This is a genomic window from Streptomyces sp. NBC_00038 (assembly GCF_026343635.1).
Taxonomy (GTDB): Bacteria; Actinomycetota; Actinomycetes; order Streptomycetales; family Streptomycetaceae; genus Streptomyces.
The window spans coordinates 8,727,809-8,752,000 of record NZ_JAPELQ010000001.1 but is presented as its reverse complement, the minus strand read 5'-3'; the positions used below and the strand labels follow the sequence as shown (position 1 = coordinate 8,752,000).

20 protein-coding genes, 1 tRNA gene and 2 pseudogenes are annotated in these 24,192 nt (G+C 69.3%); 11 read left to right on the top strand and 12 right to left on the bottom strand.

Annotation, left to right across the window (positions count from 1 at the left end; translation table 11 throughout):
• Positions 1-51 precede the first annotated feature (51 nt).
• Positions 52-687, top strand: a complete 636-nt coding sequence (locus OG219_RS39285) for a nuclear transport factor 2 family protein (protein WP_266834839.1) — start codon at positions 52-54, stop codon at positions 685-687.
• A 198-nt stretch (positions 688-885) separates the two neighbouring features.
• Here the strand turns inward: OG219_RS39285 and OG219_RS39280 are convergent, their stop codons facing one another.
• Both OG219_RS39280 and OG219_RS39275 read right to left on the bottom strand, forming a co-directional pair.
• Positions 886-1,779 carry an RNA polymerase sigma-70 factor gene (locus OG219_RS39280; protein ID WP_266834837.1) on the bottom strand — a complete coding sequence of 298 codons (894 nt, stop codon included), beginning with the start codon at positions 1,777-1,779 and terminating at the stop codon, positions 886-888.
• Between the two features lie 72 nt (positions 1,780-1,851).
• Entirely contained in the window at positions 1,852-3,078 is a 1,227-nt protein-coding gene (locus OG219_RS39275; protein ID WP_266834835.1) for an NAD(P)/FAD-dependent oxidoreductase, read from the bottom strand.
• A 509-nt stretch (positions 3,079-3,587) separates the two neighbouring features.
• On the opposite strand from OG219_RS39275, the gene OG219_RS39270 reads away from it, so the two are divergent.
• The 3 genes from OG219_RS39270 to OG219_RS39260 all read left to right on the top strand — a co-directional run bounded on the left by OG219_RS39270 (position 3,588) and on the right by OG219_RS39260 (position 6,353).
• Positions 3,588-4,328 (top strand): FHA domain-containing protein, encoded by a 741-nt coding sequence (locus OG219_RS39270; protein ID WP_266836387.1) that lies wholly within the window; start codon positions 3,588-3,590, stop codon positions 4,326-4,328.
• Positions 4,325-5,803 (top strand): protein kinase, encoded by a 1,479-nt coding sequence (locus OG219_RS39265; protein WP_266834833.1) that lies wholly within the window; start codon positions 4,325-4,327, stop codon positions 5,801-5,803. The genes OG219_RS39270 and OG219_RS39265 overlap by 4 nt, the downstream gene beginning before the upstream one ends.
• A 358-nt stretch (positions 5,804-6,161) precedes the next feature.
• A complete protein-coding gene (locus OG219_RS39260; protein WP_266834831.1) occupies positions 6,162-6,353 on the top strand; it encodes a DUF6381 family protein in 192 nt (63 codons plus the stop codon).
• A gap of 109 nt (positions 6,354-6,462) precedes the next feature.
• On the opposite strand, the gene OG219_RS39255 is transcribed toward OG219_RS39260, so the two are convergent.
• A complete protein-coding gene (locus OG219_RS39255; RefSeq protein ID WP_266834829.1) occupies positions 6,463-6,663 on the bottom strand; it encodes a hypothetical protein in 201 nt (66 codons plus the stop codon).
• Positions 6,664-6,838: 175 nt separating this feature from the next.
• Positions 6,839-7,948: a hypothetical protein gene (locus OG219_RS39250; protein WP_266834827.1), complete on the bottom strand. Its 1,110-nt coding sequence runs from the start codon at positions 7,946-7,948 to the stop codon at positions 6,839-6,841.
• Positions 7,949-8,239: 291 nt separating this feature from the next.
• Here OG219_RS39250 and OG219_RS48300 point away from each other — a divergent pair.
• The 3 genes and pseudogenes from OG219_RS48300 to OG219_RS39240 form a co-directional block, all read left to right on the top strand.
• Positions 8,240-8,545 (top strand): annotated as a pseudogene (locus OG219_RS48300) (transposase domain-containing protein); the annotation flags it as partial.
• 28 nt (positions 8,546-8,573) lie between these two features.
• Positions 8,574-9,059 (top strand): hypothetical protein, encoded by a 486-nt coding sequence (locus tag OG219_RS39245; RefSeq protein ID WP_266834825.1) that lies wholly within the window; start codon positions 8,574-8,576, stop codon positions 9,057-9,059.
• A gap of 284 nt (positions 9,060-9,343) precedes the next feature.
• Positions 9,344-10,021: a SpdA protein gene (locus OG219_RS39240; protein WP_266834823.1), complete on the top strand. Its 678-nt coding sequence runs from the start codon at positions 9,344-9,346 to the stop codon at positions 10,019-10,021.
• Positions 10,022-10,625: 604 nt separating this feature from the next.
• Here the strand turns inward: OG219_RS39240 and OG219_RS39235 are convergent.
• The 4 genes from OG219_RS39235 to OG219_RS39220 all read right to left on the bottom strand — a co-directional run bounded on the left by OG219_RS39235 (position 10,626) and on the right by OG219_RS39220 (position 14,995).
• Positions 10,626-11,954, bottom strand: a complete 1,329-nt coding sequence (locus OG219_RS39235; RefSeq protein WP_266834821.1) for a phosphoribosyltransferase family protein — start codon at positions 11,952-11,954, stop codon at positions 10,626-10,628.
• A 181-nt stretch (positions 11,955-12,135) separates the two neighbouring features.
• The gene (locus tag OG219_RS39230) at positions 12,136-13,263 is read right to left on the bottom strand and encodes a CapA family protein (protein ID WP_266834819.1); all 1,128 of its coding nucleotides are present in this window, start codon (positions 13,261-13,263) and stop codon (positions 12,136-12,138) included.
• A gap of 56 nt (positions 13,264-13,319) precedes the next feature.
• Positions 13,320-13,766 (bottom strand): SRPBCC family protein, encoded by a 447-nt coding sequence (locus tag OG219_RS39225; protein ID WP_266834817.1) that lies wholly within the window; start codon positions 13,764-13,766, stop codon positions 13,320-13,322.
• A gap of 350 nt (positions 13,767-14,116) precedes the next feature.
• Positions 14,117-14,995: a hypothetical protein gene (locus OG219_RS39220; RefSeq protein ID WP_266834815.1), complete on the bottom strand. Its 879-nt coding sequence runs from the start codon at positions 14,993-14,995 to the stop codon at positions 14,117-14,119.
• A 627-nt stretch (positions 14,996-15,622) separates the two neighbouring features.
• Here OG219_RS39220 and OG219_RS39215 point away from each other — a divergent pair.
• Complete coding sequence (locus OG219_RS39215) at positions 15,623-16,180, top strand: hypothetical protein (RefSeq protein WP_266834813.1); 558 nt, start codon at positions 15,623-15,625, stop codon at positions 16,178-16,180.
• 226 nt (positions 16,181-16,406) lie between these two features.
• Here the strand turns inward: OG219_RS39215 and OG219_RS39210 are convergent, their stop codons facing one another.
• A complete protein-coding gene (locus OG219_RS39210) occupies positions 16,407-16,838 on the bottom strand; it encodes an SRPBCC family protein (protein WP_266834811.1) in 432 nt (143 codons plus the stop codon).
• A 717-nt stretch (positions 16,839-17,555) separates the two neighbouring features.
• Between OG219_RS39210 and OG219_RS39205 the strand changes: the two genes are divergently transcribed.
• The 3 genes and pseudogenes from OG219_RS39205 to OG219_RS39195 all read left to right on the top strand — a co-directional run bounded on the left by OG219_RS39205 (position 17,556) and on the right by OG219_RS39195 (position 20,773).
• On the top strand, positions 17,556-18,575 hold the full coding sequence (locus OG219_RS39205; RefSeq protein WP_266834809.1) for a DNA-directed RNA polymerase subunit alpha: 1,020 nt from the start codon (positions 17,556-17,558) through the stop codon (positions 18,573-18,575).
• A 132-nt stretch (positions 18,576-18,707) separates the two neighbouring features.
• Positions 18,708-18,986 (top strand): annotated as a pseudogene (locus OG219_RS39200) (hypothetical protein); the annotation flags it as partial.
• Between the two features lie 857 nt (positions 18,987-19,843).
• Positions 19,844-20,773, top strand: a complete 930-nt coding sequence (locus OG219_RS39195; protein WP_266834807.1) for a recombinase family protein — start codon at positions 19,844-19,846, stop codon at positions 20,771-20,773.
• Positions 20,774-21,013: 240 nt separating this feature from the next.
• On the opposite strand, the gene OG219_RS39190 is transcribed toward OG219_RS39195, so the two are convergent.
• The 3 genes from OG219_RS39190 to sucD all read right to left on the bottom strand — a co-directional run bounded on the left by OG219_RS39190 (position 21,014) and on the right by sucD (position 24,189).
• Positions 21,014-21,098 (bottom strand) — tRNA-Leu (locus OG219_RS39190).
• A 459-nt stretch (positions 21,099-21,557) separates the two neighbouring features.
• Entirely contained in the window at positions 21,558-23,114 is a 1,557-nt protein-coding gene (locus tag OG219_RS39185; protein WP_266834805.1) for an aldehyde dehydrogenase family protein, read from the bottom strand.
• A gap of 175 nt (positions 23,115-23,289) precedes the next feature.
• On the bottom strand, positions 23,290-24,189 hold the full coding sequence (sucD, locus tag OG219_RS39180) for a succinate--CoA ligase subunit alpha (protein WP_266834803.1): 900 nt from the start codon (positions 24,187-24,189) through the stop codon (positions 23,290-23,292).
• Positions 24,190-24,192 lie beyond the last annotated feature (3 nt).

Sequence of the window (24,192 nt, the reverse complement as noted above, 5' to 3'; positions counted from 1 at the left end):
GGCCGTTGCGACGGATCTCGGATCCCGAGCACCACCCTGGAGGAACACGACATGAACTTGCTCAGCAGGAAGACGATCACCGCCACGGCCGCGATAGCGGTCCTGGCCGGTCTTTCCATCGCCGCCGCGCCGACACAGGCCGCAAGCCCCGCCGCCGGCAGCGCAGCCGTCCGCGCTGACCTGAGCCCCGGCGACCTGTCGAAGCTGCCGCTCACGGACCGCCACCTGACCAAGCACGAGAGGGCCAACCTCGCAGTCGTCCTGCGCGCCTACCACGTGGCGGAGGGCGACAGCCTGGACGTCAACGCGTTCGTCAACAGCTTCGCCAAGAACGGCGTGTTCAACGACGTAGTCGCCGGCCAGTCCTACCAGGGCGAGGCACTCGGTGGCGTTCCGACCTACATGGCCAACCTCTTCCCCGACGTCCACCGCGACCTCAAGCGCATCACCGTGAACGGCGACGTCGTCAGCATCGAACTCGCGATCCAGGGCACGTTCGAGGGGCCGCTGCAGTCACCGGCGGGCACCGTCAAGCCGAACGGCGCGAAGGTCGACGTACCGACCGCCGACTTCTGGTACCTGCGCAACGGCAAGGTCGAGAAGTTCAACTGCTTCGTCGGCTACTCGAAGATGTACTCCGACATGGGCGTGAACTTCGACTGGGCCTCAGCCGTCAACAAGCCCTGAGCCGCACCCCGGCGGTGATGCCGGCGCCACCAGCCGCGCATCACCCGCCGAGCTCCGCGTTCCCCGTGCAGCAGGCCGCAGTTCAAGAGCGACCGCCGGAACGACAAAGCACCCGCGCCCGGCCGGGAGCCGGAGGCGAGTGCCAGTGTCCCCTGCCCGTGGAACGGGCCTGCGGGTAATTCTTCAGGACTGAACGCTTCAGGACGGCGCCAAGCTGTTGTCGGGGGTCAGGCCGCTGAGTTTGTCGGGGTTGACCTGGAAGCGCAGGTTCTGGATGCGGCCGTCGAGGAGGTCGAATGAGAGGGCACCGACGGTGTGTCCGCCGAGGGTGGCCAGGACGCCGAGTTCGCCGTTGATGACGGCCGGCTCCATGGTCAGGGCGGCCAGTTCGGGCTTGGCCAGGAAACCCACGAGCCAGCGCGCGACGTGGTCGGTGCCGTGGAGGGGGCGGCTGGCGGCTGTGACCTTGCCGCCGCCGTCGGACCAGGCGGTGACGTCGGGGGCGAGCAGCTCCATGACGGCGTTGAGGTCGCCGCCCGCGCAGGCGTCCAAGAACTGGGCGGTGACCTGCCGGCGTCGGGTCTGGTCGGTGTCGAAGCGGGGGCGGCGGGCCTGGACGTGTGCGCGGGCGCGGTGGGCGATCTGGCGGACCGTCGGCTCGGGACGTTCGAGGGTCTCGGCGATCTCGGCGTGCGAGTAGTCGAAGACCTCGCGGAGCAGGAAGACGGCACGTTCGACGGGGCTGAGGGTTTCCAGGACGACCAGCATCGCGGTGGAGACGCTGTCGGCCAATTCGGTCTCCGTGGCGATGTCGGGGGAGGTCAGCAGGGGTTCCGGGAGCCAAGGGCCGACGTAGGTCTCGCGTTTGGCCCGCGCGGAGGTGAGGCGGTTCAACGAGAGGTTGGTGACCGTACGCACCAGGTAGGCCTTGGGGTGGCGAATCGCTTTGCGGTCCGCGGTGCTCCAGCTCAGCCAGGCGTCCTGCAGGACGTCCTCGGCGTCGGCGACGCTGCCCAGCATGCGGTACGCGGTGGCGAACAGCAGCCTGCGGTGCTCGATGTACGGGTCCTGCTCAGCTCTGGCATCGACCATCGGCTCATGCTGCCAGCGCCGTGACCAGGGCGGCAAGGCCCGAGTTCACGGCGCTGGGAGCCGATGTGCCCGTCACAGTGCGGGCTCGCGGGTGGCGCGACCCCCCTTGGAGACGATGGTGGTGACGTTCATGCGCTTGCTGAATCGGTAGGTCGTGAGCGGGCTGGCGCTGACCATCTCCTTGTACGCGACGGCGCTCCGGCCGGTGAGGTGCATACGGCCGGGGGTGTCGTCGGCCTTGGTGAACTGGATGACCGCATCACGGCGACCGAGGCTGACCGGCTGGTGGAAGTAGCCGAAGCGGAACGGCTTGACGGCCTTGCCGCGCACAAGCCGCGCGATGGTGTCGGCGGTGTGCTGGGCGGTGGGCAGGCCGCTCTGGCAGGTGCCGTGGATCTGTCCCCAGGCCAGACGGACGGCGGCGGCGTCGCCGATGGCGTGGATCTCCGAGTGGGAAACCGAACGCAGGGTGGCGTCGACCAGGATGAGTCCGCGCTCGTCGGTGGCGATCCCGGCGGCGGCGGCGAGCGGCGACACCTTGACGCCGGTGGTCCACAGGCAGGCGTCGGAGCGAACGAGCCGGCCGTCGGCCAGCTCGACGGCGTCGGGCAGCACCTTGGTGACGCGGGCGCCGGTCTCAAGAGTGACCCCGAGGCGGTCCAGCGCGCGGTAGAGGTAGGCGCGGGCTTTGGCGCCCATCATGCCGCCGGGCTCGTCCAGGCTGAGCAGCGTGACGTCCAGGCCGGGGTGGCTCTCGGCGATCTCGGTGGCCGCCTCGATGCCGGTCAGGCCGCCGCCGCAGACGGTGACCGTGCCGCCGGACGCGGCGACCTCGGTGAGCCGCGCGGCGAACCGACCGGCGATCTCCGGGTTGTTGAGGGTGAAGGCGTGGGTGTCGGCGCCGGGGACCTTGCCTGTGTCGGTCGAGCTGCCCAGCGCGTAGACGAGCGTGTCGTACCCGAGGGTCTCGGTGCCGTCGACGGTGATCTGCCGGGCCTCGGGGTCGATGGCGGTGGCGGTGCCCTGGACGAACGTGACGCCGGTCCCGGCGAGCAGGTCGGGGATCTGATGGTCGGCCAGCTCCTGCCCGGCGGCGATCTGGTGCATCCGCAGCCGCTCGACGAACCGGCTCGATGGGTTGACCAGGGTGATCCTGACACCGGTCCGGCGGGTGCGGTGGGCCAGCCGAATGGCGCTGAACATGCCCGTGTAGCCAGCGCCGAGGACGACGATGCGGTGGCCGTTGTTCATCTCGATCTCCCTAGGTCGGGCACCGGCTTCGGTGTCGGTGACGCCCATGGGACAAGCCACCCGCACCGGACGTGACAGGGCGCCGATGTGAACCACGTCACACCGGGAACGCTGTTGGTGTGCCCGCAAGAACCCGTCGGTTGCCTCGCTGTACCGGGCCCGGCCGGGGCGGAGCAGGACGCCGAAGAGGGACGGGCCCGACTGCCGGCCTATCCGACGACGCCCCGACGCCCCTCCCCTCTGTCAGAGCCTGCCTGATCGAGTCGCGCCGTCCAGCCATCACCTCGGCGCTCAAGGAGACGCTGTCGCGCTCCACTCACACATCGTTCCCGGGCCTCGACGATCACGAACGGCCACGCCCCCGCTGTCGGCGCCAGGGACAATGAACAAGAGAAATCGGGATCCCGGACAGAGTCCCCCAGTGGATTCGCCGCCCCCTTTCACAGACTCGCCGTTGCGCGGACAAAGCTTCGCTTGGTCGGTAAGGCGTCCCTTACTCTGCCCCTCGTCGGGCTGGGGGCTGCGCCCCCATGGCGTCGGAGAAGGGGGACGACTCCGTGTACAGCGTCATCGTGGTACCACCGCCGGGCGGCGGCACGGACGAGCAGCTCAGGATCGCCGCTGGTGAGCGGCTCGCGTTCGGCAGGGCAGAGGGGGGCGACGGCCTGACGATCGCGCATGAAGGAGTGCCCCGGATCGCCGGCGAGATCACGGCGCACCGGAACTTCTGGCTGCTGAGCAACCTCAGCGAGCACCAGACCTACGTCGTGGAGAACCCGGAAGGCGCGGGCGAACACGTCAAGGTCACACCGGGCCGCCTCGGCGCGCCCGTGCCCTTCGAGTTCTCGCGCGTGGTCCTGCCTGCCGCGGGCGACCTGCTCACCTTCGACGTGTGGGCGCCGCGCCACGCCTTCGGCAGCGTCGCCCGCCATGGCCTCTCCGGAGCGCTCACAACACCCGCGTTCACCCTCGACCGCACCAAGCGGTACTTCGTGGTCCTGACCGCCCTGTGCGAACCGCGCCTGCGCGGCGAACCGCACGCCCCGCTGCCGGCGGTCGAACAGCTCGTGGAGCGCCTGCGGCCGGCCTGGCCGACGGTCAACCGCTCGGCCGTCTACTGGAACATCGACTACCTCGCCGTCAAACTGCGTCTGAGGCCGGGCCCGGACACGGCGGAGCCCGGCCAGCGCGTCAACGGCAAAAAGGAGTCGCTGGTCTCGCTGGCGCTCCGGTTCGACCTGGTCCGCGAGGACGACCTGGCCGTACTCGCCCCGGCCCCGAGCGAGGTGGTCCGATGACCGGGCAGCCGTACGCCGTCCCCGTACCGAAGGGTTATCGGGTCGGCTCCTGGGAGGTCCGCGAACGCCTCGCCTCCGGTGCGTTCGCCACGGTCTACGCGGGCAGACTCGTCGGCGACGACGGGCCCGACCTGCCCCGCCAGGCGGCCCTGAAGTTCCTGCCCACCGGCACCCGCACCCCACGCCAGCTGCACCATCTGCGCGAACTGGCCGAACGGGAAGTGGAGTTACTCGGCAAGCTGCGCGCACCCCGCCTGATCCGGATGTACGACACTTTGACGATCGACGATCCCGGCCACCCGGAGCTCGACGGCGCCACGGTCCTCGTACTGGAACGGGCCGAGGGCTCCCTGGATGCCGCACTCGAACACGAGCCGAAGCCGGAGGCGGGCCCCGTCCTGCTCGCCCAGATCTGCGAGGGCCTGCACCAGCTGCACCACGCGGGCTGGGTGCACGGGGACCTCAAGCCCGCCAACGTGCTGTTGCTGGAGGACGGTTCGGTGCGGCTCGCCGACTTCAACATGGCCGCCGAGATGGAGGGCACCCACGCCTACTCCCCCGCCTTCGCCACCCGCGACTACACCGCACCGGAACTGCTCTGGCCCGAGATCGACGAGCGGGGCACGAGGATCCGTCCCACCGCCGACATCTGGGCCTTCGGCGTCCTGGCCCACGTCGTTCTGACGGGAACCTTCCCCCTGCCAGGCAGCACGACAGAGGCCCGCACCGACGCGGTGATGCGCTACGCGCGCGGTGCGGAGGAGCTGCGCCTGCATCCCGAACTGCCGGAAGCCTGGCGGGATATCGTCCGGGACTGTCTCGCCCGCACGCACGCCGAACGCATCACCGGGAAGGAGCTGCTGCGGCGGGCGGAGCAGGCGGCAGACGTCCCCCGTTCGCCACGGCTGCGCCGCCGCTTCCGGCACCGCCACCGGCACCCGGTCCTCGCAGCGGCCCTCGCGACGGTGCTGCTGGCGACGACGGGGACGCTGGGTACGGCGTACCTGTACGTGAACCAGGACGACGGAACGCCGGTGTACCAGGCCCTGTCCGCCGAATCGGCGTTCCCGACAGGGCCGAACGGCAAGGTGATCTACGGCTACGACCGCTGCCCGCGGGACCGCGTCTGCTTCTTCAGCGAGCACAACGGCACCGGATACATGTGCAGTTGGCAGGGCGACGACGCGAACTGGCAGTCGGGCGAGGAGACGTGCGCCTGGGCAGCGAGCCAACCGGTCCGGTCGGTCTTCAACAACATCGTGAGCTCCCGGAAGCAGCACGACCTGGTGTACTACCGCGGCACCGACTTCGAACCCGCCGGCCACGACCGCAGCCGGCAGGCTCAGCGCACCGGTTGCAGCGCCGTGAACAGCATGGGAAATCTGGCGGGCACGTACGCGCCTCTCTCGCATGAGTTGGTCGGCAGCTGCTCGACCAAGTCGGCTCTGTGGACGATCCTTTCGCTGTTCGACTGAGCGTCGTCGCAGGTCGTCGGCAGCGGAAGCCGTCAGTCCCGTGCCGGGCCTCCGAGCCAGACCCAGACTGGGGTGAACAGGGGCAACCAGCCGCACGGGGGGGGCGGGACGGCGCAGAGCGGGACAACGACGCGCACCGGATGCAGAAACCCTCCTGTCAGCCTCGTGCCCGCGCGACGGCTTGGCCGGTGCACGAGCCAGAGCGGCCCCTGACGACACCGGTGTAATCACCGCTGGGGTCCGTGCCATCCCCACCTCCGGCCCTCTGATGACGGTGGGTGAGCGTTCAAGATGCGCGGGTGCGAGCACGCTGTTTCGCTGGTGTGGCCCGCTCTTCCCCGTCACACAAGGAGTGATCATGAGCGTTGCAGGCGAGTCCGGCGGTCGTTCCCAGCAGATGCGGCAGAAGGCGCAGGAATTGGAACAGGCCTCGGAGCGTGCCACCGACCCGGATGAGCGCCAGCGGCTCAAGGAGAAGGCCCGCCGGCTCAAGGAGCAGAGCGAGCAGCAAGGCGGCACGGGCAGCGGAGACCCTCGCCCCATGCTGTGACAGCCCTTGCACACGCACCGGCCGGCCCCGTCCCCTGACCGTGCGAGGCGACGCACGAGGAGCATGGCGATGGTGAGGGTGCCATCTCGGTCGCCGACGCTCGCCGGGCTCACGCAAGCCACCAGGACGGTGCCGCGGGTGTCGACGAGCAAGTGTCGCTTGAGCCGCTGACCTTCATGGCGCCGTCGTAGCCGTGCAGGCGGCCACCGCGCTCACCGCCTGGCACACTCTGGCTGTCCACGATGGCCGCACTGGGAGTCGGATCGCGGCCGAGCTGTACCCGCTCGCGTTCCCGCAGCGACGTCACCATCCGTTGCCACACGCCTTCTTGCTGCCACTGTCGCCAGTAGTGGTAGACCCGTCTGCCACGGCGGCAGGTCACGCGGCAGCAGTCTCCAAGCGCAGCCGGCACCGGACCGAAGGGCCCGGGCGCGGGGGCCGGAGCGACGTGTCCTCATGATGGCTGCCTGTTCCGTGCTCACTGCTCACACCCGCTCGCCATGCCGAGTCACCGCTGCCGCCCCTCCGGCACCAGGCGTCCGGCGCCGCCGCAGCGGCTGCGCCGCCCTGTCCCTGACGAGGAACAGATGCAGCGCCAGCGGGCACAGGAGGAGAAGCAGAGCCGCCCACATCAGCCCCGGCAGACGCAACCGCCCCAACGGCGTGAAGGAGTCGGCCCGGTAGCCGAGGGTCACGTACGCGTCGTCCCCGACGGCCCGGGTGTCCAGGAAGACCTGAGTCGGGTCGTTGTCGTCTCCGGGCTCGTAGAAGCCACCGATCCCGTAGTAACGCCCGTAACGGTCGCTGGCCTCCGGGCTGAAATGGACGGCGACCACCTGACCCTGGGCGAAGGCGGGGGACGACCCGTGCTGCGCCTCGTCCCACGTGATTGCGCACCCCATCCCCTCGCCCGCCACGCAAAGGGAGGGCAACGGCATGCGCACGGGGTGCCCGAAGCGCATGGCGTAGCCCGGCGAGTCGTACTCGGAGTGCGCGATCGCGCCGAACACGACGACCAGCACGGCGACGGCGACCGGCACCACGGTGAGCGTCACCTGTGCCCGGACCAAGGCGAGGACGGACGTGGTGGCCAGACCTGCCGCGACGAGGGCGAGCAGGATCCATCCCGTCGCGTAGGGCGGCCGTCCGGTGACAAAGGCGGCGACGCTCAGACACGCCGCTGCCAGCGTCAGCGCGCCCGACGCGTGCACCGCCAGCAGCAGACCGCGTACGCCCTTGCGGTACCGCAGGACCGGTACCGCCGCCGCCATCAGCACCGGAATGGTGGCGACCGCCCGGACATGGCCATCGTTCGGCCCCGGGTCGGCCACCGCCAGTTCCACCAACACGATGGCCACGCCGACGACGAGGGCGACGCAGCAGCCCAGGGTCGCCTCGCCGTCCCAGCCGTCGCGCGTGTTCGCCGTGTCCTTGTCCAGAGTGACGCCCTTGACGTCCGTGGCGGATCCGCGGCCCCGGGGCGGGCTCGCTTCCGGTCCCGTGTCCCCGACCCCCCAGCAGGCGATCAGGCCCGCGAACGGCACACCGACCACAGCCGTGACGACCGCCACGAAGATGCCCTGCGCCAGCGTCATGTGTGCCCTCCGTACCTCGCATGGGTGGTCGGTGGACCAACGAGGATCACCGGCCGACAGTCACACGATCAGCGGTGTCCGTCGGCCGTGTCCGGGCGGCGGGCCCGGCGCCCCCCCCGGTCGACGGGGAGCGTCTTTCGGCCAACGGGCGGGCGAAGTTCGCGGAGTTCGCCCGCCCGCATGCTCTACCGGTCAAAGGCCCACTCCGCCTCGGACAGTTCATGACGACGTATCACCCGACCATGATCCCCAACCAAAGATCATTTGACGACAGCTCCTGGGCTGCTGGATATGGCGGGCGGGACTTCGCAGCGTCAACGCGCCGTAGGCGATGGCAGGTTGACGGATCACGTGGCGATCGGTGTGCTCACGGAACTGGTCCCCAGAGGACTGGTCGACGAGGTTGTGGACAAGGCCGGGCGCCGTGAGAAGCGTGTGCGCCTGCTCCCGGCCCGGGCGGTGGTGTACTTCGTCCTGGCAATGTGCCTGTTCTTCAGTGACGGGTACGAAGAGGTCATGCGCAAGTTGGTGGGCGGGCTGCAGTTCCTCGGCGCATGGCGGCCGGGTTGGCAGGTCCCGACCACTGGTGCGATCACCCAAGCGAGGTCGTCTGGGAGCGGAACCGTTGCGTTCACTGTTCGAGACGGTTGCGGCGCCGCTGGGCCAGGAAACGACACAGTGGGCGTTCCTGCGCTCGTGGCACCTGCTGGCGATCGACGGCGTGCAGCTGGAGTGTCCGGACACCGCGGAGAACACCAAGGAGTTCGGGAAGACCTCCCATCGCGGGGCTCCGGGCCCCTATCCCCAGGCCCGGGTGGTGGGCCTGGGCGAATGCGGGACTCACGCGATCATCGATGCACGGATCGGCTCCTGTTCCGGGGCGAAGCCCAACCTGCGTGAGGACCGCGTCCTGCCCCACCTGCCCGCACTACTCCTCCGCCTCACCCACCCCCAAAGAAACTCTGACAGGAAGCTCCTGGCAGCCGCAGCGCCGTCGCCGACAGACGCCATAGAGCACCTCCGGACCGAGGCCATCTCTCTGACCGTCGACCCGACAGCACAGACCCTGACCGCGGACACTGCTCGCGGAGAAAGGATCACGATCGGCTGACCACACCCCCAGCTCACCGACCCCAGACAAGGAGGAGAGGCCAGGAGACAGCCGGAACGACAAAGCACCCGCGCCCGGCCGGGAGCCGGAAGCGAGTGCCAGTTTCCCCTGCCCGCGGAGCGGGACTTGTGGGGCAATTGTGTGTCCGAGGTCGGAGTTGAACCGAAAGCCCAATCGGTGGTGCTGCGCGCCGACCTGGAGATTCAGGTCGACCCACGCGCCGGCCGAGGGCGGTCGGGATCTGCTGCTTCGGACGATGCACCGTGAGGGCCGCCTCGACAAGGGTGAACCCCGAAACCCGCCCGAACGGGATACTCGAGCAGGGCCGCACCCTGCGCGCGGTCACGGCGACCATGGCCACCGTCATCGGCCTGACCTTCCTCTTCGGCTTCGGCAACGTATGGACCCTCGCCCTGCGCCTCGGCGTGCCAGCCTGGGTAGCACCCCTGGTAGCCCCGGCTGTGGACTTGTCGGTACTCGGGCTGCTCCTGGGCATCCGTCACCTCGCCCTGCACGGCGCAACCCCCGAGCAATTGCGCCCAGCCCGGCGACTGCTGATCTTCTCCAGCGTGATGACCTTGGCCCTGAACGTCACCGATCCACTGCTGTCCGGAGACATCGGCAAAGCCGCATTCGACGCCGTGGGGCCATTGCTCCTGATCGGCTGGGCGGAGGTCGGCCCCGGTCTCCTACAGGCCATCAGCAGCATCCAGAGCCGGGACGACGCATGCCCGACCCGGTTCGCGACTGGACCGCATCTCAACGAACCGGCAGAGCACGCAGAGACGGACATCGAGCCCACGCACCACGACCTCCTGCAACGGGCCCGGCGAGAAGACACCCGCCACCGAGAACTACACCAACGCCCGATCTCCGCCGAGACACTGCGCAAACAACTCCACATCGGCGCCGCCAAGTCGAGAATGCTGGTAGCCGTCATCCGCAACGACCGCAGCAGATGACTGGCCATCAACGCATTCTGCCCAGTCCCCCGGGGCGAATCCGGACTTCTGAAGCATCCAAGTTCCGTGAACTCGAGGCACTCCGGCGACCTCGACAAAACCCGGGCCAGCTCAGACAGCAATACCAGAGCAGGCAATCACCTCCCGCCCCGCGGAGAGCGCCTTCATCACCGATGGCGCCGCAAACGGCTCCTGGTTCGCCCTCGCGCTCGCAGAGCGCCGCGCGGCATCAGCTCGATCGCGTTCTCCGCCGGTTCACTCCGCTCACAGAGGAGAACACGGTGCTCTGGACTGCTTGTCCGGCTCTGCCGTCGCGTCACCTCCGCTCGCACGGACGTGACCACATGCCACTTCAGGGAACGACACGTCGTCGACCACCCACACCTCAGGTGTGATCGCCTCGGTCAGACGCTCGGCGATCCGCCACCGCGGCGGCATGGGATCCCACGGCGACTGACCGCGGGAGCAAAGGCGAACACATCCGCAACGACCTCCGATAACTCACCCCGGAGCCGTTCCGCCTACCCGAGCCTCATACCAACCACCATGCCCCCGACCAGGCAGGATCGGCAGAGGAAACGAAGCACTAGCCATTGCTTCCGGATCAGGCCAGTTGCCTGCTGAACCAGTCCGTGGCCAGTTCGGTGACCGATTCCAGGGTGCCGGGTTCCTCGAAGAGATGAGTGGCACCGGGGACGACGGCCAGCTGATGCTCACAGCTCAGGCGCGCCGCGGCCTGCCGGTTGAGGTCCAGCACGAGGTGGTCGCGGCCCCCGACAATGAGCAAGGTCGGAGCCTTCACCTCCGGGAGCCCGGGGCCGGCCAGGTCCGGCCTGCCTCCGCGGGAGACGACTGCCGTGACGTCCGCGGCGGGCTCCGCCGCGGCCCACAGCGCGGCGGCGGCACCTGTGCTGGCACCGAAGTAACCGAACTCCATGCCGTGGGTGTCGGGCTGCTCACGCAGCCATTCGGTCGCCTGGGTCAGGCGGCGGGCGAGCAGCGCCGTGTCGAACACGTTGTCCCGGTTCACCGCCTCTGCCTCGGTGAGCAGATCGAACAGAAGGGTGCCCAGACCGGCGCGGTTGAGCCCGGTGGCCACGAAGCGGTTGCGCGGGCTCTTCCTGCTGCTGCCGCTGCCGTGGGCGAAGAGGACGACCCCGCGGGCGCTGCGGGGAACCGTCAGCCGCCCGTCGAGCGCGACGCCTCCGGCCGGTATCCGGACCGACCTGTCATAGGGCAGGGAATCGTGCTCCGGGGAGGCGCTGCCCGCGGGCGGCGGCGCGTCGGACATGGCGTGCGCCGCGCGGTTGTGCGCCAGGCAGGCGATGACCTCGTCGTCGCTCGTCTGCCCGAAGTCCGCGTAGAACTCACCGATCGCGTGGAACTGCCGGGGGGTGTGCAGACAGACGCCTTCGTCCGCCTCGCCTCCGAGGCGGGCCGACCAGTCGTGCGGCGCCACGGGAACCGCCAGCACGATCCGCGACGCGCCGCGGGCGCGCGCGATCCGGCAGGCCGCCAGTGCCGTGGAGCCGGTCGCCAGACCGTCGTCCACCACCAGAACCGTCCGTCCGTCGTACCGGGCCGACTGCTGCTCACCCCTATAGCGGCGGGCGCGCTGCTCCAGGACGCCTCGCTCGTGTTCCTCCACCGCCGCCAGATCACGGTCCGTCACACCCGTGGCCCGCACCACCGCTTCATTGACGACGCGCACGCCTTCCTCGCCGATGGCGCCCATGGCCAGCTCCGGCTGGAAGGGCACCCCCAGCTTGCGTACGAGGCAGACGTCGAGCGGAGCGCCCAGGGCCTCTGCGATCTGCGCAGCGACCGGGACGCCGCCGCGAGGAAGTCCCACGACCACCAGGTCTTGGCCCTTGAGGTGCTTCAGCCGGGCGGCGAGTCGCCGACCCGCGTCGGTTCGGTCTGTGAAGTACATGGTCGCCTCCCGGGTGAGGTGAGGTCCCCGATTCCCGACTGTCCGTTTGTGCGCGCCGGGCGGCCGTTGCGGAGACGCTCCAGAGGCCCGGAGCCCGGTGAGTCCACGGCACGCGCCAACGGCGCGCCGGGCGTATGCGTCGCCAGGCAGTCCGCGCTCCCCGTCGTGTGCATGGTCTCGCTCACCCCTGCGGCCCCTGGGACGGCCGGACGGTGAGGGTGTCGTCCGGGTTCCGTTCGACGCGTGAGCCGTAGGCCCGGCTGATCCGGCTCAGAACGTCCTGCACCCACCGCAAGTCCTCGACCGTCGCGCGCTCCAGCCGCAGCCGCCGGGACCGCATCGGGTCGATGCGCACGTCATGGAATCTGCCGTCGTGCGGGTCCACGGTGACGAAGTACAGCAGCCGGAGGTCGTCCCGGTACTCCTCACAACCGCCGATGCCCTCGTAGTCGTTGATCAGGTCACCGCAGCCGTGGGTGATGAGCTTTCCCCGGTACGACTCCAACGGCCGCGGATGGTGCGAGGAGTGCCCGTGCACCACGTCCGCGCCGCCGTCGATGAGCGCATGGCCGAAGCGAACCTGGTCACGCGGGATGCCGTAACCCCAGTTGGAGCCCCAGTGGACCGAGACGACCACGATGTCGCCCGGCCGCTTGGCCGGACGCAGCCGGGCGGCGATCCCGGCCGCGGCGGCGTCCGACGGCTCGGCGACGAAGTCGACCCCACTGCGCTGTGCCGTGGCGGCCCAGCTGCCGGGTATGCCGCTGGAAGCCATCCCCACGGAGAAGACCAGGACCCGCCGGCGCCCGGAGACGGGGACGATCGCGGGACGCCGGGCCTCGTCGGCGTCCCGCCCCGCCCCTGCCGAGCGGAGACCCGCGGCCGCCAGGGCGTCGAGGGTCTCCGCCAGCCCGCTGCGGCCGTAGTCCAGCACATGGTTGTTGGCCAGGGCACAGACGTGCGGACGGGCGGCGGCCAGACTGGGCAGGTTGGCCGGGTGCATCCGGTAATGGATCTCTTTGCCGGGCGCAATTTCGTCACTCTGCGTGACGGCGGTCTCCAGGTTGAGGATCCGGGCGTCGGGCGCCACCGCGGCGAGCACGTCCAGCGCGTCGCCCCAGGGCCAGGGGAAGCCGACTGGGTAGGGAATCATGCCGTTCGCCGCCTCGGACAGCTCCACATAGGCGCGGGCGTCCTTGATGTACGACTCCGGCAACTTCGGATCGCCGGGGTGCGGAAGGATCTGGTCGACTCCGCGGCCGAGCATCACATCGCCGGCCAGGAAGAGCGTGACGAGGTCACCGCCCATTCCTCCAGGCTAGGCCGAGCCGGCGGGTACTGCTCAGCCAGAGAGCGACGCTGGGTTCACGCACTCCCCTCCAGCAGTCTCTTCAGCGTTTGCTCGTTCCTCGGCATCTCCTTCCGCACATGCGGACGGACGACGAGCGGAACGAGCACCTTGCCGATCCCATGCGTCTCGAAGTCGAGGGACAGCGTCAGGCGCGACCGTTCACCGTCACCGAGCGGCTCGATCGTCCCCTTCACGTGCCCCCGGATGGGACCGTCGATGCCGTCGACCCGCCAGCTCCTCGGCGGATCAAGCTCGGTCACCTCCGAGGTCATCGGGATGTCCCGGCGACCGATCCGCCGGGTCACCACGACCCTCGAACCCACGGCCACAGGAGCGTCTCCCACGGGGCGTACCGACACGACACTTTCCTGCCACTCGGGGAGGTGCGAGGGCTCGGTCACGTAGGAGAAGACGTCTTCGGGGCGACAGGAGATGTCGACGCTTTCTTCGATCGCAGACATTTAATCCCCCTTTGTCAATTTATATACATAATCCCACGGTGCCGACGACGCACCAACTCCGCCAACCGGACGAGGGCGAACGCGGCAATCAGGGCCGCGGGCGCGGGCCGTTTCCGGCAGCCTGCAGCGGTGGCGTCATGCACCGGGCGCGGGTGCGCAGATCCTCGACTCGCTATTGAGCGCCTTGCTCGAAGCCTCGTATCCGGTGCAGCAGTTCCTCGCGTTCCTCGGGCGGCGGTTCCTCGCCGGAGTCGAGGTGGTGGCGTCGAGCAGCGCGCGCATCTCAACCGGGTCACCGCCATCAGTTCGACCGGCAGCCGGGTGTGGTGCAAGGCCCAGGGTCGGCAGTGCTACTGCTTGCCCGCCCGCCATGAGAGGCAGTACGGGTCCTCTGGCACCTTGCGACAATCCAGCCACGACCACCCATTCGTCACGGTGATGAACCACAGCTGCTCGGGGTTGGTTGGGGCTGCCTCGGCCACGAGCGGCTTCGTGCCGTCCTGCAGCGTCACCTCGCCCGACTTTTGATTCGCGTCGCGGTACTTCGCCTTGATTTTCCACTCGCAGGTCTTGTCTCGGACGTACGCCTCAACGTGCAGGCCCCCTGGGGACTCGCTGTTCCCGAGATCGATCTTCCTGCGGCTGAAGTAGGGCCGCCCTTGGGTGCTGCCTTCATCGGTGGCGATCGGCGCGAAGTTCTTCTTCGTCAAGTCGTACAGGATTCCCGCATAGGAAGCCTCTCCTTGTGGAGGGGCGACCACCACTGTCCTGGCCGTTGGCTCTCGGCACGTCACATCGGCTGCTCGCATGTCGACGATTGACAGGTTCGACTTCCGATTGCTGAACAGGTTCATGTTGAAGATCGTGGAATCTGCTCCGGTCGGGTCGTACGCACCGGGAGGCGCCTGCTGGAGCACGGAGGGGTACCGGAGGACGCGGCCGCCCAGGGAGTGCATGTAGTCCCACACCTGAATGAGGTCGCCGTGAATAGAGGTGAGCCTGTCCTGCTCATTCTCTGTGAGTGGGCGATCCAGGACGATCTTCCAGTTCTCGGGCATGCTGTAGTCGTAATCAACTGCGCCGGTGAAGGGGTCCTCTTCTGCATCCAGCGCATCCTCTGCCTCCTGCTCCGCCTTGACGCGAGGCTTCGCGGTCTCGGTCTCGAAGACGAAACCGGCCAGCAGGCCACACAGGCCCCCGACGACGGCGGCACCCAGAACGATCCCCACAACCTGGGCCTTCTTGCGCCGGGCCAGGCCCTTCAGACCAGGGACGAGCTGTTCGAGTGCGATGTCACGCGCAGAGGGCTCGCCGGATGGCTGCAGTGGCCCGGGCTCTGACGTCACAGGCGAAACAGGTTGCCCCGGAGACAAAGAAGCGGGCGTGGGGGCAGGAACATCGGGCGTTCCGGCACCCTCACAGGTCGCGGCAGGGTCGGAAGTGCCTGGCTGCGGTGCAGCAGGGACGGCTACGGGCGGCGTTTCCGGCCGGTTCGCCCTCGCCGAACCCGTTGGGGCCGCCGACGGTGTCGTGTGTCCGTCGCCCGTTGGCTGCGGCCGCGGACCCGGCGTCCCGGAAGGGGATGCTGTTGCCAAGACCGGCCCTCCACGAGGTCGTGCGTCGCTTCACTCACGGCCATGCGGAAAAGCTGGCCGATCAGGCGATGGGTAGGAGCCCCTCAACGATACGTTCTCGTAAGGGATTTGGCGCACGTTGCGAGATCGCACAACTGATGGCTGCGAGATTCCTGCGACAGTCCCGGAGCCTGGGTAACCCTCCACCCAGCAGGACACGCGGCACCATGCCGTCGCACGTTAACGGGGTAGGGTTCCGCGCCCGCACGGGGGGGGGGGAGCGTGGCGGGAGATGCCCTAGCGGTACGGGTCGGGGGCCGGGTGTACGACCTGGTCATCGACGTCTGGCAGCAGGTCACCAGGCTGCGCACGCGGGGCCAGGGCCTGGACAGCGGCTCGGAGGCCGTGGAGGTCGAACTGCCGGGTCCGTGCCGTGGCGGCCAGCAAGGCCGGCAGGGCATGGAGGGGAGAACGGGGTTGGATAACCACCCGGCTCAAGGCTGCGGGCGCGGCGACCGCCCGGCCGCCTACTGTGGAGGAATGAGCGAGTTCGGAGGAATGAGCGCGATCGCCGTCGTGTACGAACTCGACAAGACGATGGCCCCGCGCATTTCCCCGGGGACACCAGCTGGTGCGGAACGGCCGGTCCGCAGGGTGCACGCGGCGCCCTCCGCCCCGGGGGCACCCGCCACCACGGGACCGCGAACCCTCTGCGGCAAGGACACCTTCGCCATGGAGACGGCCGACTGGAAGCCCTCCGGGCGCTCCGGGGCGCCCTGGTATCCCGCGGGGTACACATCCGTGGTCTGCCCCGACTGCGATGCCGCGATCGAGACCTGACCGGCGTACCACCCGCCCGATGTCACTACTCGGCGGGAGAGCATTCCGCCGCGTTCCCCCCCCACCCCCCCACCCTCGTCCACATACTCGTACGAAGCGAGCCCGACCCACCATCGACACACCACCGCGAGCACGAGCTGAAGCACCCCAGCTCGCCGCGCCGCGCCCGCTCCAAACGGCGGCTGCCGTCCTCAACGGCCTGGTACGCCCGCCCTTTCGATACCGCTCACCGCCCTTGTTCCACACACTCCTTGAAATGCTCCAGATCGCTGCGGACGAGCCGTTCGATCGCGTTCGCCTGGGCGAATCCCTTCGGCCCGCCAAGGGCCTCCCTCATGGTGCCGGGGTCGTACTCAAGCCGTGCCTGGACCCGGGTGCGGTTCTCGTCGATCGGCTGCAGTGAGAAGGACCCGATCAGGTCGGGGGCGCCCGTGGTCTGCCACTCCATCACGTGTTCCCCACTCCGGTCGGAGAGCTCGGCCTCGAGTTCCCGGACCCGGCCACTCGCCTCGACGCTCAGAAACGCCCGGCCACCAGCCTCCGTACGGACCTCGCGCACTCCTTCCACGAAGCGCGGATAGTCCTCCACCCGGTGGAGGCTGTCCCAGACTGTGTCGATCGGAACTCCGACGTCGATGTGTTCTTCGAGGGTGCTCATGGCCCACCTCCAGGTTCGGCTCACGGCATGGCCATCTACATCCAGTGTGCGCCCGGCATAGGAACATCGACCGGAATACGAGACGGACTGACCACCATGTGACTCACTCGATGGCCCGGCCCGTCCCAGCCGGCTCCCGGGCCCCTCCCGGGCCGAGAGGCTGACCGGGGTACCGCCCGAACATCTCACGCACCACAACAGTGCTGTTTTCTCCGGGAGTTGTGACATTCGGCTGGTCAGTGGTTCCTTCGTTCAGGGTCCCCCGATTGGGCCGGTATCACCCTCTTACAAGAGATGGAAGACCGTCGACGACGTCCGCCCCATCCGCGACGACATCGAACTCCACGTCCACGGACTCTTCGACGACCCAGGACAGCGCTGACTGCGGACATTGGTGCGGTGGCCGACCCACGACTCGTCTTCGCCTACGTGCACAGCGCCCCCGCCGACAGTCCCGGCCAACGCCTTTATGACGACATCACCCGGCCATGGCCGCGCATGCCTGCCTGGCCATCCTGCGCGCCACGCGAGGTGGACGCGGGCAAAGCACGAACGGCCGTGGGGGCGGCGGGCGGAAGGGAGGCCCGCAGCCTCCTCGCTGGGTGAGGGAGACGGACCATTCGGCCGCTGCGGAGACCGTATCGCCCGTAACGCCCGTACCCTTCGTGTGTCTACGGCGTCACATAGCGGGCGCCAAGCCACTGGAGGCAACACCTCGTGCTGATTGCTCAGCGTCCGTCCCTGACCGAAGAGGTCGTCGACGAGTTCCGCTCCCGGTTCGTGATCGAGCCGCTGGAGCCGGGCTTCGGCTACACCCTCGGCAACTCCCTGCGTCGTACGCTCCTCTCCTCGATCCCCGGTGCCGCTGTCACGTCCATCCGAGTCGACGGTGTCCTGCACGAGTTCACCACCGTGCCGGGCGTCAAAGAGGACGTCACCGACCTGATCCTCAACATCAAGCAGCTCGTCGTGAGCAGCGAACAGGACGAGCCGGTCGTGATGTACCTGCGCAAGCAGGGCCCGGGTCTGGTCACCGCCGCCGACATCGCGCCCCCGGCCGGTGTCGAGGTGCACAACCCCGACCTCGTCCTCGCCACGCTCAACGGCAAGGGCAAGCTGGAGATGGAGCTGACCGTCGAGCGCGGTCGCGGCTACGTCTCCGCCGTCCAGAACAAGCAGGTGGGCCAGGAGATCGGCCGTATCCCGGTCGACTCCATCTACTCGCCGGTTCTGAAGGTCACGTACAAGGTCGAGGCCACGCGTGTCGAGCAGCGCACCGACTTCGACAAGCTGATCGTCGACGTCGAGACCAAGCAGGCCATGCGTCCCCGTGACGCCATGGCGTCGGCCGGTAAGACCCTGGTCGAGCTGTTCGGGCTGGCGCGCGAGCTCAACATCGACGCCGAGGGCATCGACATGGGCCCGTCCCCGACGGACGCCGCCCTCGCCGCCGATTTGGCGCTGCCGATCGAGGAGCTCGAGCTCACCGTTCGGTCCTACAACTGCCTCAAGCGTGAGGGCGTCCACTCGGTGGGTGAGCTCCTTGCGCGTTCCGAGGCCGATCTGCTGGACATCCGTAACTTCGGTGCGAAGTCGATCGACGAGGTCAAGGCGAAGCTGTTCGGCCTGGGCCTGGGCCTGAAGGACAGCCCGCCCGGATTCGACCCGACGGCCGCCGTCGACACCTTCGCCGCCAACGACGCGGACGCGGGTTTCGTGGAGACCGAGCAGTACTGAACGCTGCGCTGCGCCGGTCATAGAGACACTTCGCGTACCGGGGCAGGGAACCTCCACACCGTTCCCTGCCCGGCGGTCTCGGCCTGGTCCGCGCCCGCCGCCGGGGCCAGGGCGGCGAAGATCCGGTCCCACGGCGGCCGGATCGGCATCTCCGACGTCGTCGCCGACGACACCCTCACCCCCGAACAGCGGGCCGAGCGCGGCGACTACGTCGGCTGCATCGCCGGAGCACTCGTCCAGGCCATACGCTCCGTCTCCTGCCGCCTCTTACAGGGGCACGGACGGGACAGCCGACGGGGCGCCGAGCGTGGCCGAACTGCGGTGCGCGCTGGACGCGGCGGACACCACGGCGAACTGCGCATGCCCGCCCACCTATGCGTGACGCCCTTATCGGTTACCGCGACCTGGTAATCACGAACTTCCCACGGTTCGGGGCCTCGCTCAGCCTTTACAGCATCCTTCCCGCCGGCGCCGAAGGATTCGCCATCATGCCAAAGCCGGATGGCCACGAGGCATGCGATGGACCCGGCCGTGGCGGCCCGCTCCCAGTGCTGCCGCCAGGCCGACGCCTCCCACGCTGCGGCCCTGCGCCCGGCGCAGGCAGAACGTGCGTCGAAAGAGGGCGGGACGGCGGTCATGTGCCGCAGTCCAGCGCGGACCGGTTCGCGCAGTCGCTCATCGCTCCGTCGAGGCTCTCGGCGCTCCAGCACATCTTGTTCGGAGCCAGACGACCTTGCACCCCGGCAAGCGTCGCCCGCATGGCGTGGCGCGGATGCGGGCATGTCTGCAGTGCGGGGTTGCTCGACGACCGGTGGGAGGGTCGATCGTGGCAGCGCGCATTCCTACACTCCGACGAGCCGCGGACGCAGGGCCCCCAGAGCACGATCTGCTCACCGGTTGGGCTCGCGATCAAGACCCACACCCCCGAACCACCGATGCCCCGGATCCCGTTGGTCTGCGGTTCGCGTTCTACGGCCGGGTGTCCACCGAGGACCACCAAGACCCAGCCACATCACGAGCCTGGCAGCTGCTGGGCGCCCAGGCGCTAGTGTCCGGGCACGGGCGGATCGTGGCGGAGTACTTCGACGTGGGTCACAGCCGGACCGTGCCCTGGGCCCGCCGGCCGGAGGCAGCCGCACTACTCGTCGCGATGGCCGATCCGGACCGCTGCTTTGACGCGGTGATCATCGGCTCCAGTGAACGGGCCTTCTACGGTAACCAGTTCGCGACCATGGCCCCGCTCTTCGAGCACTACGGCATCGAGGTGTGTGCCGGAGCTGGGCGGCGCCGTCGACCCGCGGATCGCCGGACAGGAAGAGCTGATGATCCTGCTCGGCATCCTGTCCAAACGGGAGATCGCCCGGGCCCGGATCAGGGTGCGCAGCGCGATGACCGTGCAGACCCGCGACCAGGGCCGCTACCTCGGCGGCCGACCCCCCTACGGCTACCGGCTGGCCGACGCGGGCCCGCACCCCAACCGCTCCTTCGCCCGCCGCGGCGTGCGCATCCACCGCCTGGACATCGACCCCGCGTGCGGGCCCATCGTGTCCTGGATCTTCACACAGCGGCTGGCCCGGCACAGCGTCGCCCGCATCACCCGCGCCCTCAACGACGCCGCGATCCCCTGCCCGTCCGCCGCCGACCCCGGCCGCAACCCGCACCCGTCCGACCGCCAGTGGATCCTCACCACGGTACGGGCCATCCTGGCCAACCCCCGCTACACCGGCCGCCAGGTCTGGAACCGCCAGCGCACCGACCACGACCTCATCGACCCCGCCAACACCAGCCTCGGCCACCGCGACACCATGCGCTGGAACACCCCCGCCGACTGGATCATCTCCACCGCGCCCGCGCACCCCGCGCTGGTCAGCGAAGCCGACTTCATCACCGTCCAACACCTCCACGCAGACCGGCCCACCGCACCGGGGCGGACATACCTCCTGGCGGGCCTACTGCGCTGCGGCGTCTGCAAGCGCCGGATGGAATCCTGCTGGGCCCGCCGACCCGCCTACCGCTGCCGCCACGGCCACTCCAGCGCCACCCCGCCCGCCCCACTGATCGGACACCCAACACCTACCTGCGTGAGGACCGCGTCCTGCCTCACCTGTCCGCACTGCTCCTCCGCCTCACTGACCACCAGACCAACTCGGACAGGACGCTCCTGGCAGCTGCGGCACCCTCGCCGACAGACGCCATAGAGCACCTCCGCACTGAGGCCATCTCGCTGGCCTTCGACCCGACAGCACGGACCCTGACCGCGGACACTCCGCACGGAGAAGCGATCACGATCGGCTGACCACATCCCCAGCCCACCGCCTCAAGGGAGGGAGGAGAGGCCAGAAGGCCGCCGGAACGACAAAGCACCCGCGCCCGGCCGGGAGCCGGAGGCGAGTGCCAGTTTCCTCTGCCCGCGGAGCGGGACTTGTGGGGCAATTGTGTGTCCGAGGGGGGACTTGAACCCCCACGCCCGTTAAAGGGCACTAGCACCTCAAGCTAGCGCGTCTGCCATTCCGCCACCCGGACTAGGTGTCTGCCGCCTGGACGGGGGTGTTCCCCGCGGCGACATGGACAACAATACCAAGGTTTCGGAGTGCCTTTCACCTGCATATCCGGGCTGTCGGGGCGGATACGCGGGCCCCGGTGGGGGTGCCCGCGGAGTCTCACCATGGGTGACGCGTGGGCTACCCAGGGGACACGGTCCGGTTCGCCGACGGTGAGAGCAGCCTCGCGATCACGCAGTGATCTCAGGAGGGAACTCGCGGCTTCCTCCCGGAGCGGGACCAGGAAACGGCGCTCCATCTCGTGACGCGCGGTGCAGGCTAGTCCCGGCCCGCGGCCGCGACCTCGACCTGGGACACACAGGAGAGCGGCTCGCGCTGGAGCAACGACGTGCCCCTGTCGCCCAGCGCAGCGGGGGCAACGAGGGACGGGCGAGCGGCGCCCCGAAGATCACGAACGCCGCCCGCCTCCCCTCACCTCACCTCACGGCATGAGGTGATAGTCGGGGAAGTTGCCCGGCAGCCTCTCCCCCGCCGGCCCCTGGGTCACCGCGCGCACCAGCAGCTCTCCGCCCACGAACGCGCCGCGCCACGACGCGCCGAAGCCGCCGAAGAGCTCGTCGCGGTCGCCGCGGGAGCGGGGCTTGCCGTGGCCGACCTTGAAGGCACGGATCTGCGGTGCCAGGCGGTCGTACGTCGCCTTGTCGTCCGTGGACAGCGTGGCGACGAGCGCGCCGTTGGACGCGTTCATGGCGGCGAGCAGTTCGGCCTCGGTGTCGACCAGGACGATGGTGTCGACCGGGCCGAAGGGCTCCGCGTGGTGCAGCGGCGAGGACGGGGGCGGGTTGAGGATCGTGACGGGATGGACGTACGCCGATGTGTCCTGGCCGGGCAGGAAGCGCGCGTCCGCCAGGCTGCCGCGGTGCAGTGGGACGGCGCCCCGGTCGATGGCCTCGGCGACCTGGTCGTGGAGGTCCTTGGCCTTGGCCGCGTTGATCACCGGGCCGAAGTCGAGGGCCGGGTACGGGTCGTCGGGGTGCTCGACTGCGAGCGGGTGACCGATGCGCAGGGTGCGGACCGCCGGGAGGTAGGCCGCCAGGAACTCGTCGAACAGGGCGCGCTGGACGACGAAGCGCGGGTAGGCGGTGCAGCGCTGCTTGCCGTAGTCGAAGAGCTTGGGGATGACCGCGGTCAGCGCGTCCCAGTCCGTGCAGTTCCAGATGCCCCAGGTGTTCAGGCCCTCCTGTTCCAGTACGTGTCGCTTGCCGAGGTCGGCGACGGCGGTGGCCACCGCGGCGCCTGTGTCGCGGCCGCCGACGAAGGAGACGCAGCCGATCTCGGGTGCGCGGACGAGCGCTTCCGACAGCTCGCGTCCGCTGCCGCTGACGAGGGTGACGGGGATCCCTTCGCGTTCGGCGAGCGCGCAGGCCAGGGAGAGACAGGCGACGCCGCCGTCGGTCGGGGTCTTGGCGATGACCGCGTTGCCTGCCAGTGCCTGTACCAGCATTGCGTGAACGAGCACGCTCATCGGGTAGTTCCAGCTCGCGATGTTGGACACGGGCCCCTCCAGCGGGGTCCGGCCTTCCACCATGGGTTCGATGCCGTCGACGTACCAGCGCACGCCGTCGATCGCCCGGTCCACATCGGCCTGGGCAAGCCGCCAGGGCTTGCCGATCTCCCAGACCAGCAGGAGCGCGAGCAGTTCGCGGTGCTCGGTCAGCGCGTCGAGGGTCGCCGCGACGCGGGCCCGGCGCTCCGCGAGCGGCACATGGCGCCAGGCGCGGTGCTGGTCGAGTGAGGCGCGAACGGCCTGCTGGGCCGTGGCGCCGTCCAGGCGCGGCGGGCCCGCGATGGGGCTGCCGTCGACGGGGCTGGTGGCGGGCAGTGCCCGGCCGTCCGCCTGCCAGGCGGAGCCCCAGAGGTTGAGGACGCGGTCGCCCTGGAACGCCTCGGGCGCCACCTGGAGGCAGCGCTGCCAGGCGTCGGCCCAGGTCGTACCGGACTTCACGACGAGGTTGGTGGTGTTGAGGGTGGTTGTCATTCGGTGTCTCCGCTCTCGGTGCACAGTCGGGGGCGGGGGGCGTGGCTTCTGCCGAACCGCAGGAAGCTCGAGCCCGCGCGAGCAGGTGTCGCGTACGCACGGAGTGGCTGTGAGGGCGCCATGTCCGTACGGAGGAACGTAGTGAGGCCGCGATGTCTCCGGCAGTCACCTCACGTCAACTATGAGTGACGTCACGTTCCGTTTCCAGCTGGGCCAGTACCAGCCGCGCCGTCTCGGTCGGGGTGCCGCCCACGCGCACTCCGACCGCCTCCAGGGCCTTCTTCTTCGCCTGGGCGGTGCCCGACGAGCCGGAGACGATGGCGCCCGCGTGCCCCATGGTCTTTCCTTCGGGGGCGGTGAATCCGGCGATGTAGCCGACGACGGGCTTGGTGATGTGGTCGCGGATGAACGCGGCCGCCCGTTCTTCGGCGTCGCCGCCGATCTCCCCGATGAGAACGATCAGTTCGGTGTCGGGGTCGTCCTGGAAGGCCGCCAGGCAATCGATGTGGGTGGTGCCGACGACGGGGTCGCCGCCGATGCCGACACAGGTCGAGAAGCCGATGTCCCTCAGCTCGTACATGAGCTGGTAGGTGAGGGTGCCGGACTTGGAGACCAGGCCGATGCGGCCGGGTTTCGTGATGTCGGCGGGGATGATGCCCGCGTTCGACTCGCCGGGGCTGATCAGGCCGGGGCAGTTGGGGCCGATGACACGCGTGCCCTTGGTGGCGGCGTACGCGTGGAAGGCCACGGAGTCGTGGACCGGGATGCCCTCGGTGATGACGACGGTGAGCCCGATTCCGGCGTCGGCGGCCTCCCATACGGCCGCTTTGGCGAAGGCCGGCGGGACGAAGACGACGCTCACGTCCGCTCCGGTCGCCTCGATGCCTTCGCGCACCGATCCGAACACGGGCACGGCGCGGTCGTCGAAGTCGACGCTCTGGCCCGCCTTGCGCGGGTTGACGCCGCCGACGACGTCCGTGCCGGCCGCGAGCATCCGCCGCGTGTGTTTCATGCCCTCGCCGCCCGTCATGCCCTGGACGAGGACCTTGGACTCCTTGGTGAGAAAGATGGCCATGTC